At 59.8% G+C, this 14,732-nt stretch carries 14 protein-coding genes; 10 read left to right on the top strand and 4 right to left on the bottom strand.

Features of this window, described 5'->3' with window-relative positions:
- Nucleotides 1–11 precede the first annotated feature (11 nt).
- Entirely contained in the window at nucleotides 12–2,627 is a 2,616-nt protein-coding gene (locus ABH912_RS16750) for an efflux RND transporter permease subunit (protein WP_429511162.1), read from the top strand.
- A gap of 66 nt (nucleotides 2,628–2,693) precedes the next feature.
- Here ABH912_RS16750 and ABH912_RS16745 read toward each other — a convergent pair whose 3' ends face one another.
- The 3 genes from ABH912_RS16745 to ABH912_RS16735 all read right to left on the bottom strand — a co-directional run bounded on the left by ABH912_RS16745 (nucleotide 2,694) and on the right by ABH912_RS16735 (nucleotide 4,823).
- Nucleotides 2,694–3,104: a MerR family transcriptional regulator gene (locus ABH912_RS16745; RefSeq protein ID WP_033058198.1), complete on the bottom strand. Its 411-nt coding sequence runs from the start codon at nucleotides 3,102–3,104 to the stop codon at nucleotides 2,694–2,696.
- 197 nt (nucleotides 3,105–3,301) lie between these two features.
- Nucleotides 3,302–3,877 (bottom strand): NAD(P)H-dependent oxidoreductase, encoded by a 576-nt coding sequence (locus tag ABH912_RS16740; protein WP_033058197.1) that lies wholly within the window; start codon nucleotides 3,875–3,877, stop codon nucleotides 3,302–3,304.
- Between the two features lie 55 nt (nucleotides 3,878–3,932).
- Complete coding sequence (locus ABH912_RS16735; protein ID WP_429511161.1) at nucleotides 3,933–4,823, bottom strand: LysR substrate-binding domain-containing protein; 891 nt, start codon at nucleotides 4,821–4,823, stop codon at nucleotides 3,933–3,935.
- Nucleotides 4,824–4,917: 94 nt separating this feature from the next.
- Here ABH912_RS16735 and ABH912_RS16730 point away from each other — a divergent pair, with 94 nt between their 5' ends.
- Entirely contained in the window at nucleotides 4,918–5,682 is a 765-nt protein-coding gene (locus tag ABH912_RS16730) for a sulfite exporter TauE/SafE family protein (RefSeq protein WP_429511160.1), read from the top strand.
- Here the strand turns inward: ABH912_RS16730 and ABH912_RS16725 are convergent.
- A complete protein-coding gene (locus tag ABH912_RS16725; RefSeq protein WP_429511159.1) occupies nucleotides 5,672–5,986 on the bottom strand; it encodes a putative quinol monooxygenase in 315 nt (104 codons plus the stop codon). The two genes, ABH912_RS16730 and ABH912_RS16725, sit on opposite strands and share 11 nt — an antisense overlap.
- A 160-nt stretch (nucleotides 5,987–6,146) precedes the next feature.
- On the opposite strand from ABH912_RS16725, the gene ABH912_RS16720 reads away from it, so the two are divergent.
- The 8 genes from ABH912_RS16720 (at nucleotide 6,147) to ABH912_RS16685 (ending at nucleotide 14,718) form a co-directional block, all read left to right on the top strand.
- Nucleotides 6,147–6,737: an NAD(P)H-dependent oxidoreductase gene (locus ABH912_RS16720; protein WP_033058190.1), complete on the top strand. Its 591-nt coding sequence runs from the start codon at nucleotides 6,147–6,149 to the stop codon at nucleotides 6,735–6,737.
- Between the two features lie 57 nt (nucleotides 6,738–6,794).
- A complete protein-coding gene (locus ABH912_RS16715; RefSeq protein WP_429511158.1) occupies nucleotides 6,795–7,706 on the top strand; it encodes a LysR substrate-binding domain-containing protein in 912 nt (303 codons plus the stop codon).
- 103 nt (nucleotides 7,707–7,809) lie between these two features.
- Nucleotides 7,810–8,703, top strand: a complete 894-nt coding sequence (locus ABH912_RS16710) for an NAD-dependent epimerase/dehydratase family protein (protein ID WP_033058186.1) — start codon at nucleotides 7,810–7,812, stop codon at nucleotides 8,701–8,703.
- Between the two features lie 206 nt (nucleotides 8,704–8,909).
- The gene (locus ABH912_RS16705; RefSeq protein ID WP_429511157.1) at nucleotides 8,910–10,355 is read left to right on the top strand and encodes a SulP family inorganic anion transporter; all 1,446 of its coding nucleotides are present in this window, start codon (nucleotides 8,910–8,912) and stop codon (nucleotides 10,353–10,355) included.
- Nucleotides 10,356–10,544: 189 nt separating this feature from the next.
- On the top strand, nucleotides 10,545–11,894 hold the full coding sequence (locus ABH912_RS16700; RefSeq protein WP_033058182.1) for a GntP family permease: 1,350 nt from the start codon (nucleotides 10,545–10,547) through the stop codon (nucleotides 11,892–11,894).
- Nucleotides 11,895–11,909: 15 nt separating this feature from the next.
- Nucleotides 11,910–12,770, top strand: a complete 861-nt coding sequence (locus tag ABH912_RS16695) for a MurR/RpiR family transcriptional regulator (protein ID WP_429511156.1) — start codon at nucleotides 11,910–11,912, stop codon at nucleotides 12,768–12,770.
- A gap of 1 nt (nucleotide 12,771) precedes the next feature.
- The gene (locus ABH912_RS16690) at nucleotides 12,772–14,229 is read left to right on the top strand and encodes a D-aminoacylase (protein ID WP_429511155.1); all 1,458 of its coding nucleotides are present in this window, start codon (nucleotides 12,772–12,774) and stop codon (nucleotides 14,227–14,229) included.
- A 120-nt stretch (nucleotides 14,230–14,349) separates the two neighbouring features.
- Nucleotides 14,350–14,718 carry a glyoxalase superfamily protein gene (locus ABH912_RS16685; RefSeq protein ID WP_033058177.1) on the top strand — a complete coding sequence of 123 codons (369 nt, stop codon included), beginning with the start codon at nucleotides 14,350–14,352 and terminating at the stop codon, nucleotides 14,716–14,718.
- Nucleotides 14,719–14,732: the final 14 nt, after the last annotated feature.

Raw genomic sequence — 14,732 nt, 5'->3', positions numbered from 1 at the left:
AACGCATGACTATGGAAAGATACCTGAACTTCGTCGAGCGCTATGCGCGGGCGATCGTTTTCCTGCTGGTGGCGGTCACGGCGTATTTCACCTATACGCTGGGCGCGCTGATCTCTGATACCAACCCTTATCTGCTCAAGGAAAGCCATCCTGCGCGCAAAACCATCATCGATCTGCAAAGCGAGTTCACCGGCACGTTCGACTCGGTGATGCTGGCGCTGAACAACCCGCAGACGGTGTTCAACAAACAGACCCTCAACGCTCTGTTTTCGATGTCGCAATCGATGCGCAAGATGATCCTGGCCAACGACGCCGACAAGGAGCAGTTGACGCAAATCGTCGCCAAATATCCGGACGACAGCCGCGCGCAATTATTGGTGAGGGACATTCTGGAGAACGGTTTTTCCCAGAACGACTATGCCCAGGCCAAGGCCCTGCGTGATTATGCCCAGAGCCAGAACTGGGATGCCCATGATCAGCAGTTCCTGACCTTTCTCGCCGAGCGGATTAACCCGATCCGCGAAATGGCTTCCATGGGTGATCTGGAAAACATCGTGCTGACCGACGATGGCGAGTTGCTGATCCACAAGACCCTCAACGCCTACGACATGGACCCGGCGTTGGTCGAGTCGCAGATCATGGGCAACGAGCTGATGGTCGAGGGGGTGGTCTCCAAGGACAAGAAAGTCGCGATGCTGGTGGCCGAGCTGGGCACCAAGCAAGACGATGCCCAGGCGCAACTGCGCGCCTACCAGATCGTGCGTGGCATCGTCGCGGACTATCAGGCGGCGCACCCCGAGTTCAAGGACGAGATTTTCATTGCCGGTATGCCGATCTTCATCGCAGCCCAGCAAGAGATCATCGACCATGACTTGGCCGTGCTGTTTCCGATTGTCTTTTTGCTGATTACCCTGCTGTTGATTTTCTTCTTTCGCAAACCGCTGGGCGTGCTATTGCCGCTGTTTAACATCCTGTTCTGTACCATCTGGACGCTCGGCCTGATGGCCTTGTTGCGAGTGCCATTCGACTTGCTGACCAGCGTACTGCCGGTGTTTCTGTTCACCATTTGCTGCGCGGATGCGATCCATGTGATGGCGGAGTATTACGAGCAGAAAAACGCCGGTAAAAGTAACCGCGAAGCCAATCGCGAGACGCAACGGCTGATGGTTATACCGGTGGTGTTGACGACGGTGACCACCATCGCCACCTTCATGATTTCTACCACCAATAACATTGTCAGCATCCGCAATTTCGGCGTGTTCATGTCCATCGGCCTGACGGCGGCGCTGATCATTTCGCTGTTGCTGATTCCGGCCTGGATCTCGATCTGGGGCAAGGACCAGACGCCGAAAACTTTGGCTGCCGTGCACAAGGAGTCGATTATTTCGCGTTACCTGGTGGCGTTTTGTGCGCGACTGATTCAGTGGCGCAAACCGATCCTGATGGTGACGCTGCCGTTGCTGGTCCTGATGACGGTGTTTACGTTCCGCGTCGATATCGAAGACTCGGGCATCGCCTATTTCAAGTCCGAGAGTCATATCCGCGTTTCCGACCAGTTCATCAACCACGCCAAGGTCGCGGGCACGGCACCGGGCTGGATCGCCATCGACAGCAAAGAGCCGCGCGGCGTGCTGACCACAGAGGTGGTGCAGTTCATCGACAAGCTCGACCACTTCATCAAGCAGCAACCGCATGTCAGTTACGGCTACTCTCTGGCCACTTACGTCAAGCGCATGAACCTGGTGCTCAACGACATGAACCCAGACTACTTGCGCGTGCCCCAGGCGACAGAGCAGGTCACGTCGGTCAATGACGAAGGACAGGTCGAGCGGTTCGAGGTGCCGGGCAATTCGCTGATCGAGCAACACGTGATGCTGTTCGAGAACGGCGGCGGCTCGGACCTCAACAACGTGCTCAATGCCGACTATTCCAAGGCGCTGACGCTGTACACCATGACGTCCTCGGTGGCCAGCGACTACCAGGACATGCTGGATCGGCTCGATGCCTGGTTGCTGGTGAACAAACCGGCCAACCTCGAAGTGACGCACGCCGGCACGCCATTGATCTGGACCGGCGTGTTGCAGGAAATCACCCAGGGCCAGGTCCTGAGTTTTTCCCTGGCATTGGTGGTGGTCACGCTGATGATGATGTATTGGCTCAAGTCGGTACGCCTGGGCGTTCTCGGCATGCTGACCCTGTTGACCACCTCGGTGACGGTCTATGGCTGCATGTTCCTGTTCGGCATTGAGCTGAACATCGGCACGACGCTGGTGACGTTCCTGGTAGTCGGTGTGGTCGATTACGCGGTGCACCTGCTGTCACGAATCAAACTGCTGGTGCAGCAAGGAATTCATGTCGATGCGGCCATTTTGCAGGCGATGCACAGCGTCGGCCGTTCGACCGTGGTCAACGTGGTGATTTTCTCCGTGGGCTTCATGGCGCTGCTGTTTTCCGACTTCAAGCCGATTGTCGATCTGGGCGCACTGGTGGCGATGGCGCTGTTTTCCAGCGGTGTCATGACCATTCTGCTGGTAACGCTGGTGTCGCCGTGGTTCTTTGCGACGATTGTTCCGGTCGCGCCGGTGCCTGGACAAGATCGAGCAGTGCGGGAGCCAGCGTTGAGCTGACCTGATAACCGGTAACGCAGGCGCGCAAGTGACCTGCGAGCCGGGTCATCCGGCGCAGCAGGGTCTTCAGTTCAGCGTATTGCTCGGGTTTTTTTCGCCATAGCGGGCGATACGCTCGAACTGACATTCCTCTCGGGCATCGTTGAGGTTGTTTTCGAATTCTTCGAGGCCGTTGTGCAGTTGCTGTAGAGCGCCGATCTGGGAGACCAGCTCGGCCTTTTTTTCGGCGATCGCTTTTTGCGCCATGTCCCACGGGAATTCTTCACCGTGGTAGTTGTTCAACATCACCTGCAGCTCTTTGAGCTTGAAACCCAGTTGCTGGGCGCACTTGATGAACGTTAATACTTCGACACTCTGCTGGCTGTAGATGCGGTATTTGCCTTCACGCTTGGGCTCGGGCAACAGGCCGATTTCTTCGTAATGGCGAATGCTTTTAACTGTGGTGCCCGACAGCTGGGCGGCTTTGCCGATATACATAAAGATCCGTCTCGATGATCAAACAGGGTGTAGCGCGACCAGACTTCATGACTGATCGGAGCGAATAATATAGTGAATAGCGTTCAAAGATTGCAGCAGCATGTAAATGACGCGCACAACCGACGAACGACCGCTTGAAGGGGACGTGGGGAGGGGCTGACGGCGAGGACGCGTCGTCAGCAAACAGCGAGGGGGTGTCAGCTGCCGGCGGTGACCCGGGCCTGTTCCAGCCAGGCGTCGCGCTGGGTCGACTTGGAACCCAGGATCGGCCCGAACGTCAGTGTCTTCAACGGCTTGATGCCGCAGAACTCCAGGGTTGTCTTGCGCATCTGGTGCAGGCCGGGCATGCGATAGACCCATTTGTAATACCAGGGCGGCGTGTCCATGGTCACCAGCAGGTGTGCGGTCCGTCCCTTGAGCAATTTGTCGGGGAAGGCCTTGCCCTCACGGTATTTGAAGGCAAAGCCGGGCAGGAAAATACGGTCGAGAAAGCCCTTCATCAGGGCCGGTATCCCGCCCCACCAGATTGGATAAACGAACGTCAGGTGTTCGGCCCAGGTGATATCGGCCTGGGCTTGCAACAGGTCCGGCTCCAGCGGCTGGATCGTGTGATAGCCGTCGTGCAAGACCGGATCGAAGTCCAGCGCATCCAGACGCAGCAGGCGCACGTCATGACCGGCATCCTTGGCGGCCTGGACGTAAGTTTCGCTCAGTGCCCCGCAGAAACTGTCGGTGGAGGGGTGCCCCAGAATCACGAGCATTCGTTTGCTCATCGCGTGTACTCCTGAAATGAAGCTCGCAGCATAGAGTCTGCCCCTAACGGTAGAGTCAAGGCGTTCTCGGGGTCAGTGCCTCCAGCAAGGCCCGGGCGTAACTGGGCAGGCTGTCGAAGTCGCGGGCACAGATTTTCAGGGTGCGGTTGGCCCAGTCTTCGGGAAGAGACCGGATCGTGACCGTTCGCACCTGCGGCCAGCGCTCGATGGCCATCCGCGGCACAATGGCCAGCCCTGCGCCGCGAGCGACCATGCGAATGACCCCGTCGAAGCCGTCGGCGCGAATGCGGATCGGCATGCGCTGGCCAATGTGCAGGGCCTGTTCTTCCAGGTGGATCGCGAATGCACTGCTGGCGCCTAGCGTCACATAGTCATGGCTCAAGGTGTCGGCGAAGGTCAGTGACGGCGTTTCGGCCAGGGGATGGTCAGAAGGCAAGATCAGCACCAGCGGGTCATCGCGAAACGGCCGGGTTTTCAGGTCATCGGTGTCCACGGCGTCGGACACGATCCCGAGGTCCGCAGCCCCCTGACGCAACGCATGGGTGATGCGGGCGCTGGGCAGTTCCTGTAGATCGATGTCGAGGTTGGGGTGGCCGTGAAGAAAGTCCGCGAGCAACTCCGGCAGGTACTCGGTGATCGCCGTGGTATTGCACAACAGTCGCACCTGACCTTTGACGCCCTTGGCGTATTCGGCCAGGTCCTGTTGCATGCGTTCGGCTTGTTGCAGCAGGACGCGGGCGTGTTGTGCCAAGGCTTTGCCGGCCGGCGTCGGGCTGACACCGCGGCGACCTCGCTGCAGAAACTCGATCCCCAACGAAGCCTCCATGGCGCGGATGCGTGCACTCGCCGCCGCCAGGGACAGATGACTGCGAGCGGCGCCGGCGGTGATGTTGCCGCTGTCGAGGATGTTCAGGTAGAGGCGCAGGTCGGTCAGGTCGAAGTGCATAGTGTGTTCCGAAGGTCAAGCCTCTACCAAAACAAGAGGCTGTCTCAGTATATGGCAGATTTTCAAGCAGCCAATCCGGGCTCACGATAGCGCCATGAATACACTCGCCGCGTTCTATCAAAACCTCGGTCTGGCCCTTTCCTTGATGGTCATCGCGACCTTTCTGCTGGCCGGCATGATCAAGGGTGTAATCGGTCTGGGTCTGCCGACCATCGCAATGGGCTTGCTCGGTCTGGCTATGGCTCCGTCGCAGGCTGCCGCGCTGCTGATCATCCCCGCGACGCTTACCAATGTCTGGCAACTGACATTCGGAGGGCATCTGCGAGGGTTGATCAAACGCCTGTGGCCGATGCTGTTGGCGATCTTCATCGGCACCGGGGCGGGCACGTTGTGGATCGGCATGGCCGGTGGTCATTGGGTCGTGCGGGGATTGGGCGCGGCGCTGTTGCTCTATGCGTTGAGCGGATTGTTTCTGCCGACCTTGCGCGTCGGCCGTCACACCGAGCGTTGGCTCGGTCCGCTTTGCGGTGTGTTGACGGGCGTCATCACTTCGGCCACCGGCGTCTTCGTGATTCCGGCCGTGCCTTATCTGCAAGCCTTGGGCTTGAGCAAGGATGAACTGGTGCAGGCGCTGGGTCTGTCGTTCACCGTCTCGACCCTGGCCTTGGCCGCCGGCCTGTTATGGCGCGGCGCACTAGGCGGCGGCGAGCTGAGTGCGTCGTTGCTGGCGCTGATCCCGGCGGTGCTCGGCATGTTGCTGGGGCAATGGCTGCGCCAGCGGATTAGCGCCGTGTTGTTCAAGCGCGTGTTCTTCATCGGCCTCGGCGTGCTCGGCGGCCACTTGCTGATCAGCGGGTAGCGGACGACGGGCTGAGCATGCCGATGGCGCGGATATCGAAATCCCGTTCCAGGTACTCATCGCGCTGCTCGAGGAACTGCTTCATGTGCGGCAGGTTCGAGTGCACATCGAGGTGGGCCTGGGACTGCCAAATCTCGAAGAAGATAAACAGCGTCGGGTCCTGTTTATCGCGCAGCATGTGGTATTCGATGCAACCGGGCTCGGCGCGGCTTGCTTCCACATAGCCGCTGAAAAACGCTTCAAAGGCGTCAGATTTTTCCGGGCGGGTCTTGGCGTGCAGGATGAAGCCTTGCATTTCACTCATCAAAAATCTCCTCAAGTTCAGAATCGGCGCAAGTCTATGGCAACAATCACCTGTCGATTCGTGCGTATTGGTCAAATGAATTTTGTGAATTCAGCGCTTATTCCGCGCGAGGCAGATCGCTACTCTGCCGCCATCGAATTCCAACCTTCCGAGACTTCCCATGAAAAAAGTCCTGTTGCTCAATGGCGGCAAAAAATTTGCCCACTCCGATGGCCGCTACAACACCACCCTGCATGAAGCCGCGCTGAGCGTGCTGGATCGCGGCGGTGTCGACGTGAAAGCCACCTTCATCGACGAGGGTTACGACGTCGCCGAAGAAGTCGCCAAATTCCTCTGGGCCGACGTGATCATTTATCAGATGCCCGGCTGGTGGATGGGTGCACCCTGGACCGTCAAGAAGTACATCGACGAAGTGTTCACCGAAGGCCATGGCAGCCTTTACGCCAGCGACGGCCGCACCCGTTCCGACGCGTCGCAAAAGTACGGCAGCGGTGGCCTGTTGCAGGGCAAGCAATACATGTTGTCCCTGACCTGGAACGCGCCGCAGCAAGCCTTCGACGACCCGACCGACTTCTTCGAAGCCAAGGGTGTGGACGCGGTGTACTTCCCGTTCCACAAGGCCAACGAGTTCCTCGGCATGACCGGTTTGCCGACGTTCCTGGCCGTCGATGTGATGAAGCGCCCGAATGTCGAAGCCGATGTCGCGCGCTATGAGCAGCATTTGACCGAGGTGTTCGGCCTGCCGGCGTAAGGTTCCTTTTGCCCCGCATCCAGCTACTATCAAGCCAGTTTTGAATGAGGGGCATCCGTGAAAGCCAGATCCGATGAGTTGCAGATTTTCGTCTGCGTGATTGAATGCGGGTCGATTTCCGCTGCGGCCGAACAGGTCGGGCAAACGCCTTCGGCGGTCAGCCGTACGCTGTCGCGGCTGGAGGCGAAACTCGATACCACGCTGATCAACCGCACCACGCGGCGCATGGACCTGACCGAAGAGGGCAAGTACTTCTTCGAGCACGCCAAGCTGATTCTCGATCAGATGGACGAGCTCGAAGAACGCCTGACCTCACGTCAGCAAACCCCGTCCGGGCGTCTGCGGATCAACGCCGCATCGCCCTTTATGCTGCACGCCATCGTGCCGTACATCGACGAATTCCGCCGGCTCTATCCGGACATCCAGCTGGAGCTCAACAGCAACGATTTGATCATCGATTTGCTCGAGCAAAGCACCGACATCGCCATCCGTATCGGCACGCTCGCCGACTCGACTTTGCACGCTCGATCGCTGGGTTGCAGCCCGCTGCACATCGTCGCCAGCCCGGCGTATCTTGAAAAGCATGGCGTACCGGCTGAAGTGGCGAATTTGTCCGGGCACACGCTGCTGGGTTTTACCAACAACGAAGGTCTCAACCAATGGCCGCTGCGTTACGTTCACGGTGATCGCTGGCCGATTCAGGCGTCGATCAGCGCCTCCAGCGGCGAGACGATCAGGCACCTGGTGCTGGAAGGTCAGGGCATTGCCTGCCTGTCGCACTTCATGACGATTGATGACATTCGCGCCGGTCGTTTGCAGGTGCTGCTGGCGGATTTCAACAGCGGGTATCGCCAGCCGATCAATGCGGTGTACTACCGCAACTCGCAACTAGCCCTACGGATTCAGTGCTTCCTGGACTTCATCCAGGGCAAATTGGCGGCTTACGCGAACGCGGATTTCAAGGGCTGATTCGTGACCCCTGCGCAAGAGTGAATTGGGCAACGCTGTCTGTTTCCGCAGGCATCGGTCCTCGATACTGGCTGCATCACTTATTAACGCAGGGAGTTTCTCCATGAACGTATTCATTACCGGCGCCGCGGGTTTCATCGGCGGCTCCATCGCCACCGGTCTGGTCCGCGCCGGTCACAAAGTCACCGGCCTGGTGCGCAGTACCGAACAAGCCAATGAGCTGAGTGCTCTGGGCATCACCCCGGTGCTCGGCACGCTTGACGACAGCGCATTGCTGGCCGACCAGGCCCGCGCTGCCGACGCCGTGATCAACGCCGCCAGCAGCGACCATCGCGGCGCGGTAGAAGCGTTGCTCGATGCACTTCGCGGTACCAACAAAGTGTTCCTGCACACCAGCGGCTCAAGCATCGTCGGCGATGCGTCGGGCGGTAAATCCAGTGACGTTATCTATTACGAAGACAACCTGCCGGCCCCTACCGTCGACAAGGCTGCTCGCGTGGCCATCGACAACCTGATCCTCGCCGCAGCCAAGGACGGGGTGAACTCGGCAGTGATCTGCAACACCCTGATCTACGGCCATAGCCTGGGCGTCAATCGTGACAGCGTGCAACTACCGCGTTTGCTGAAACAGGCGCGTAAAAGTGGTGTGGTCCGGCATGTCGGTAGCGGCCAGAACATCTGGTCCAACGTGCACATTCAAGATGTGGTTTCCCTGTACCTGCTGGCGCTGACCAACAACGTACCGGGCACCTTCTACTTCGTCGAAAGCGGTGAAGCGTCGTTCATCGACATGACCACTGCGATTGCCCAAGCGCTGAATCTGGATGAGCCACAAGACTGGCCGCTGAAGGATGCCGAAGCCGAGTGGGGTTATGAAATGGCCAACTATGGCCTGGGCTCCAACAGTCGGGTTCGCGGTAAAAAGGCGCGCGAATTGCTGGGCTGGGCGCCGAAGCGTACATCGGTGATTGAATGGATTCGGGACGAGATGGTTTGAGTTCGCTTTAGACCGCGTCATCGTTCTTCGCGGGCAAGCCACGCTCCCACAGGTATTGTGTCGTTCATCAGTTTCGCGAACGATGCAAAACCTGTGGGAGCGTGGCTTGCCCGCGATTGCGTTTCTGGCGGCCCAATAACTGGCCGGGCCGCCCTCAATTCCGTAACATCCGCCCCCTCTTTCCCCGCCTGTATTTTAGGTCAGCCATGAAACCCAAACGTCTGCGCGCCGATGTCCTGGCCGGACTCACCACGTCTTTCGCCCTGCTACCCGAATGCATCGCCTTCGCGCTGGTGGCTCACCTCAATCCGTTGATGGGGCTTTACGGCGCTTTCATTATTTGCACCCTGACCGCACTTTTCGGTGGGCGGCCGGGCATGGTGTCCGGCGCCGCCGGATCGATGGCCGTGGTGATCGTCGCGCTGGTGGTGCAGCACGGCGTGCAGTACTTGCTGGCCACCGTGCTGCTGGGTGGGTTGATCATGCTCGCGTTCGGGTTGCTGAAACTGGGCAAGCTGGTGCGCATGGTGCCGCACCCGGTGATGCTCGGCTTCGTCAACGGCCTGGCGATCATCATTGCCCTGGCGCAGCTGGAACACTTCAAGAACGGTGACGTCTGGCTCAGCGGCACGCCGCTGTACCTGATGGCGGGGCTGGTTGCCGTGACGATGGCCATCGTTTACGTGATGCCGCGTCTTACGCGCGCCGTGCCGCCAGCGCTGGTGGCGATTCTGGGCGTGGGTCTGGCGGTTTATCTGCTCGGCCTGCCGACCCGCACCTTGGGCGACATGGCGCACATCGCCGGCGGCTTGCCGACCTTTGCGCTGCCAGACATCCCCTGGAACCTGGAAACCCTGCGCATCATTGCCCCTTACGCGATATTGATGGCGTTGGTCGGTCTGCTGGAAACCCTGCTGACCCTGAACCTGACCGACGAGATCACCGAGAGCCGTGGCTATCCGGATCGCGAATGCGTGGCGCTGGGCGCGGCCAACATGGTCTCTGGTGTATTCGGCGGTATGGGCGGCTGCGCCATGATCGGGCAGACGGTGATCAACCTCAGCTCCGGCGGGCGCGGTCGGCTGTCCGGTGTGGTGGCCGGGGTGATGATTTTGCTGTTCATCCTCTTCCTTTCGCCGCTGATCGAGCGCATCCCGCTGGCCGCATTGGTCGGGGTGATGTTCGTGGTGTCGCAGCAGACGTTTGCCTGGGCGTCGTTGCGGGTGGTGAACAAAGTGCCGCTGAACGACGTGTTGGTGATCATCGCGGTAACGGTCATAACGGTGTTCACCGATCTGGCCACCGCCGTGCTCTGCGGGATCATCATTGCGGCGCTCAACTTCGCCTGGCAGCAGGCCCGTGAGCTTTATGCCGACAGTCACCTCGAAGCCGATGGCAGTAAGCTTTACCTTCTGCATGGCACGCTGTTCTTCGCCTCGACGGCGCCTTTTCTCAATCAGTTCGATCCCGCCAACGATCCGCCCGTCGTGACGATCGATTGTCGCCACCTGAGCTTCGTCGACTACTCGGCCATCGCCGCGCTGAATGCGCTGCGAGAGCGCTACAGCAAGGCTGGCAAGCACCTGCGCGTGCTGCACTTGTCCGAACGCTGCAAGAAACTGCTCAAGCGCGCCCGCGTGAATCACGACTGACGCCTGACTCCACCGCAGGCGTGATGAAAATCCGCCTGCCCGATTTTCATAACACACGACCCCGCATACCTCTGCGCGACAACCCTTATCCCTGCACGAAAATTACTTTCACCTCGTTTGAAAATCACACCTCGAAATGTTTTATGAGTTTCACAACCCATTCGACGTGACCCTTTCGAGGAGTACCGCATGACACCGTCCTTCGGCTATTGGCTGCTGGTTTACGCCGCCATCGCCATCATCGCGCTGATCGTTCTGATCGCCCGTTACCGGCTCAATCCGTTCATTGTTATCACCTTGGTGTCCATCGGCCTGGCGCTGTTGGCGGGGATGCCGCCGTCGGGCGTGGTGGGGGCGTACGAGGCGGGCGTCGGCAAGACGCTGGGCCATATCGCGCTGGTGGTCGCACTGGGCACGATGCTCGGCAAAATGATGGCTGAGTCCGGCGGCGCCGAGCAGATGGCGCGAACGTTGATCGACCGCTTCGGTGAGAAAAATGCGCACTGGGCGATGGTCTGCATCGCTTTCCTTGTAGGACTGCCGCTGTTCTTCGAAGTCGGTTTTGTACTGCTGGTGCCGATCGCTTTCACGGTAGCGCGGCGCGTGGGCGTGTCGATTCTGATGGTCGGTTTGCCGATGGTCGCCGGGCTCTCGGTGGTCCACGCCCTAGTGCCGCCACACCCGGCGGCGATGCTGGCGGTGCAGGCGTATCAGGCTTCGGTGGGGCAGACCTTGCTCTATGCGATTTTGATCGGAATACCGACTGCGATCATCGCCGGCCCCTTGTATGCCAAGTTCATCGTGCCGCGCATTCAACTGCCGGAAGATAACCCGCTGGAGCGTCAGTTCCTCGAGCGCGAACCGCGCGACAGCCTGCCGGGTTTCGGCATCACCATGGCGACCATTCTGTTGCCGGTGGTGCTGATGCTAGTCGGTGGTTGGGCCAATCTGATCTCCACGCCGGGCAGCGGTTTCAATCAGTTTCTGTTGTTTATCGGCAATTCGGTAATTGCCTTGCTGCTGGCGACTTTGCTGAGTTTCTGGACCCTCGGTCTGGCTCAGGGTTTCAACCGCGAATCGATCCTCAAATTCACCAACGAATGCCTGGCACCGACCGCCAGCATCACCTTGCTGGTGGGTGCGGGCGGTGGCTTGAACCGGATTCTGGTGGACGCTGGCGTCACCGACCAAATCGTCAGCCTGGCCCAGGTATTCCACCTGTCGCCGCTGTTGATGGGCTGGCTGTTTGCCGCGTTGATGCGCGTCGCCACCGGTTCTGCCACGGTGGCCATGACCACCGCGTCGGGCATCGTCGCGCCGGTGGCCATTGGTCTGGGTTATCCCCATCCAGAGCTGTTGGTGCTGGCGACGGGCGCGGGGTCGGTTATCTTTTCCCACGTCAATGACGGCGGCTTCTGGTTGATCAAGGAATACTTCAACATGACCGTCGCCCAGACCTTCAAGACCTGGACAGTGCTCGAGACCATTATCTCGGTGGTCGCCTTCGGCCTGACCGTGGGTCTTTCTTATCTGCTTTAGCCGGAGCCGCCTGCCATGGACATCCTCTACCAGATCCGCGCCCGTCAGGATTCCTTCAGTGCGGGCGAAGGACGCATCGCTCGGCTGATGCTCGACGACGTAGGATTTGCCTCCGCCGCCAGCCTCGATGAACTGGCGCAGAGAGCGGAAGTCAGCACCGCCACGCTCTCGCGTTTTGCTCGCACCGTCGGCTGCCGCGACTTGCGCGATCTGCGGCTGCAACTGGCCCAGGCCAGCGGCGTCGGCAGCCGTTTTTTGGACCCGGCGGGCACGCCCGAGCAGTCGGCGTTTTACGGGCAGATCGTTGGCGATATCGAGTCGACCTTGCGCCAGCACCTGTCGGCGTTCGACGAGTCGCGTTTCGCCGACGCGGTGAAATTGCTGGCCAAGGCGCGGATGATTCATGCGTTCGGCATGGGTGGTTGCTCGACCTTGTGCAGTGATGAATTGCAAGTGCGGCTGGTGCGATTTGGCTACCCGATTGCGGTGTGCCACGACCCGGTGATGATGCGCGTCACCGCCGCCAGCCTCGATGCCGAACGCGCAGTCATTGCCTGCTCGCTGACCGGCATCACGCCCGAACTGCTCGAGGCCGTCGAGCTGGCCCGCAACTACGGCGCACGGATTATCGCCATCACCCGGGCCGACTCGCCGCTGGCGCAATTGGCGGATGTGCTGCTGCCGCTGCAAGGCGTCGAAACCTCCTTCATCTACAAACCCACGGCGGCACGCTACGGCATGTTGCTGGCCATCGACGTGCTTGCCACCGAGCTGGCGCTGGCCAATCCCGAACACAATCAAGAGCGTCTGCGGCGGATCAAACTCGCCCTCGACGATTACCGCGGCGGCGACGATCACTTGCCGCTGGGAGACTGACATGAAGTACGACACGCTGATTCGCAACGCCCTGATCATCGATGGCAGCAACGCCCCCGGTTATCCCGCCGACGTGGCGATTCTGAACGGCCGCATCGAGCGCATCGGCGACTTGCACGATGCCAGCGCCAGCGAAGAAATCGACGCCGCCGGCCGCGTGTTGGCGCCAGGTTTCATCGACGTGCACACCCATGACGACACCGTGGTGATCCGCCAGCCGCAGATGCTGCCCAAGCTCAGCCAGGGCGTGACCACAGTGATTGTCGGCAACTGCGGGATCAGCGCTTCGCCGGTGAGTTTGCGCGGCGATCCTCCCGACCCGATGAACTTGCTCGGCACCGCAGCAGCGTTCGTTTATCCGAGGTTCAGCGACTACCGTGCCGCCGTCGAAGCGGCGAATACCACGCTGAACGTGGCTGCACTAGTCGGCCATACGGCGCTGCGCAGCAACCACCTCGACGACCTGTTTCGCACTGCCACGCAGGGCGAAATCAGCGCGATGCGCGAGCAACTGCGTGAAAGTCTTGAGGCCGGTGCGTTGGGCCTGTCCACGGGGCTTGCCTATGCCAACGCCTTCTCGGCTTCCACCGATGAAGTGATGCAGCTGACTGAAGAGCTGACCGCCTTCGGCGCGGTCTACACCACCCATTTGCGCAGCGAATTCGAGCCGGTGCTGGAGGCCATGGACGAGGCATTCCAGATTGGCCGCCACGCGAAATCCCCGGTGATCATTTCCCACCTCAAATGTGCCGGCGCCGGTAACTGGGGGCGTAGTCCACAACTGCTGGCGTCCCTCGAACACGCGGCGAAAACCCATCCGGTAGGCTGCGACTGTTATCCCTACGCGGCGAGTTCATCGACGCTGGACCTCAAGCAAGTCACCGACGCTCATCGCATCACCATCACCTGGTCAACGCCTCACCTTGAAGTGGGTGGCCGTGACCTGATGGACATCGCCGCCGAATGGGGCGTGCCGCTACTTGATGCCGCTCGACGCCTGCAACCGGCCGGCGCGGTCTACTACGGAATGGATGAGGCGGATGTACGAAGAATCCTTGCGCATCCGCTGTCGATGGTGGGCTCTGACGGATTGCCGGAAGACCCGTTTCCGCATCCACGCTTGTGGGGCGCATTCCCACGCGTGCTCGGACATTTCAGTCGCGATGTAGGGCTGTTTCCGCTGCACACCGCCGTGCACAAGATGACCGGGTTGTCGGCGGCGCGATTTGGCTTGAAGGAACGTGGCGACATCCGTGAAGGACATTGGGCGGATCTGGTGTTGTTCAATCCTGTGACCATTCGCGACGTGGCTGATTTCAATGATCCGCAACGGGCGGCGGAAGGTATCGATGGGGTGTGGGTCAACGGTGTCTTGAGTTACAGCGAAGGCCAGGCAAACGGAAGAAGGGAAGGGCGGTTTCTGGCGCGGCAAGGGGACTTGCGTGACGGATTCCAGTAAACATTCCGAGTGCTGCGTCACAGTGATGGCACATTGAGACTAAAGAAAGGCATCGCCAAGCCGAAGCGCTGACATCTCGCCCAGCTACACTCTGGGCCTTATCAGTCTGGGAGCAACTCCATGAGCTTCGGCAAAACCACCCCGATCCTGCGGATTTTCGATGAAATCAAGGCCGTGGAGTTCTACGTCGACTTCCTGGGTTTCAAGATCGACTGGCAGCATCGCTTCGAGCCCAACTTTCCGTTGTACCTGCAAGTCTCTCGTGGTGAGTGCGTGCTGCATCTGTCCGAACACCACGGCGACAGCACACCGGGCTCGGCGTTGCGGATCGAGACTGATGAGTTGGAAGTGTTCCAGCAGCAGTTGCTGGCCAAGGAATATAAGTTTGCGCACCCACAGATCCAGGCCATGCCCTGGGGTAGCCAGGACATGACCATCGCTGATCCGTTTGGGAATCGGTTGGTGTTTACCAGTGCGATCAGTATTTGAGCTAGGACTGTTTT

This window comes from Pseudomonas sp. BT76 TE3572 (genome assembly GCF_050435365.1).
Classification (GTDB): domain Bacteria; phylum Pseudomonadota; class Gammaproteobacteria; order Pseudomonadales; family Pseudomonadaceae; genus Aquipseudomonas; species Aquipseudomonas fluorescens_W.
This window is presented reverse-complemented; position numbering and strand designations above follow the sequence as displayed.

Excerpts from the sequence above, each read along its gene's own strand:
- ABH912_RS16720 (WP_033058190.1), top strand. The coding sequence starts at position 6,147 with ATGAAAAAAGTCCTGTTGCTCAATGGCGGCAAAAAATTTGCCCACTCC.
- ABH912_RS16735 (WP_429511161.1), bottom strand. The coding sequence starts at position 4,823 with ATGCACTTCGACCTGACCGACCTGCGCCTCTACCTGAACATCCTCGAC.
- ABH912_RS16725 (WP_429511159.1), bottom strand. The coding sequence starts at position 5,986 with ATGAGTGAAATGCAAGGCTTCATCCTGCACGCCAAGACCCGCCCGGAA.
- ABH912_RS16690 (WP_429511155.1), top strand. The coding sequence starts at position 12,772 with ATGAAGTACGACACGCTGATTCGCAACGCCCTGATCATCGATGGCAGC.
- ABH912_RS16705 (WP_429511157.1), top strand. The coding sequence starts at position 8,910 with ATGAAACCCAAACGTCTGCGCGCCGATGTCCTGGCCGGACTCACCACG.
- ABH912_RS16750 (WP_429511162.1), top strand. The coding sequence starts at position 12 with ATGGAAAGATACCTGAACTTCGTCGAGCGCTATGCGCGGGCGATCGTT.
- ABH912_RS16740 (WP_033058197.1), bottom strand. The coding sequence starts at position 3,877 with ATGAGCAAACGAATGCTCGTGATTCTGGGGCACCCCTCCACCGACAGT.
- ABH912_RS16685 (WP_033058177.1), top strand. The coding sequence starts at position 14,350 with ATGAGCTTCGGCAAAACCACCCCGATCCTGCGGATTTTCGATGAAATC.
- ABH912_RS16710 (WP_033058186.1), top strand. The coding sequence starts at position 7,810 with ATGAACGTATTCATTACCGGCGCCGCGGGTTTCATCGGCGGCTCCATC.
- ABH912_RS16695 (WP_429511156.1), top strand. The coding sequence starts at position 11,910 with ATGGACATCCTCTACCAGATCCGCGCCCGTCAGGATTCCTTCAGTGCG.
- ABH912_RS16730 (WP_429511160.1), top strand. The coding sequence starts at position 4,918 with ATGAATACACTCGCCGCGTTCTATCAAAACCTCGGTCTGGCCCTTTCC.
- ABH912_RS16700 (WP_033058182.1), top strand. The coding sequence starts at position 10,545 with ATGACACCGTCCTTCGGCTATTGGCTGCTGGTTTACGCCGCCATCGCC.
- ABH912_RS16745 (WP_033058198.1), bottom strand. The coding sequence starts at position 3,104 with ATGTATATCGGCAAAGCCGCCCAGCTGTCGGGCACCACAGTTAAAAGC.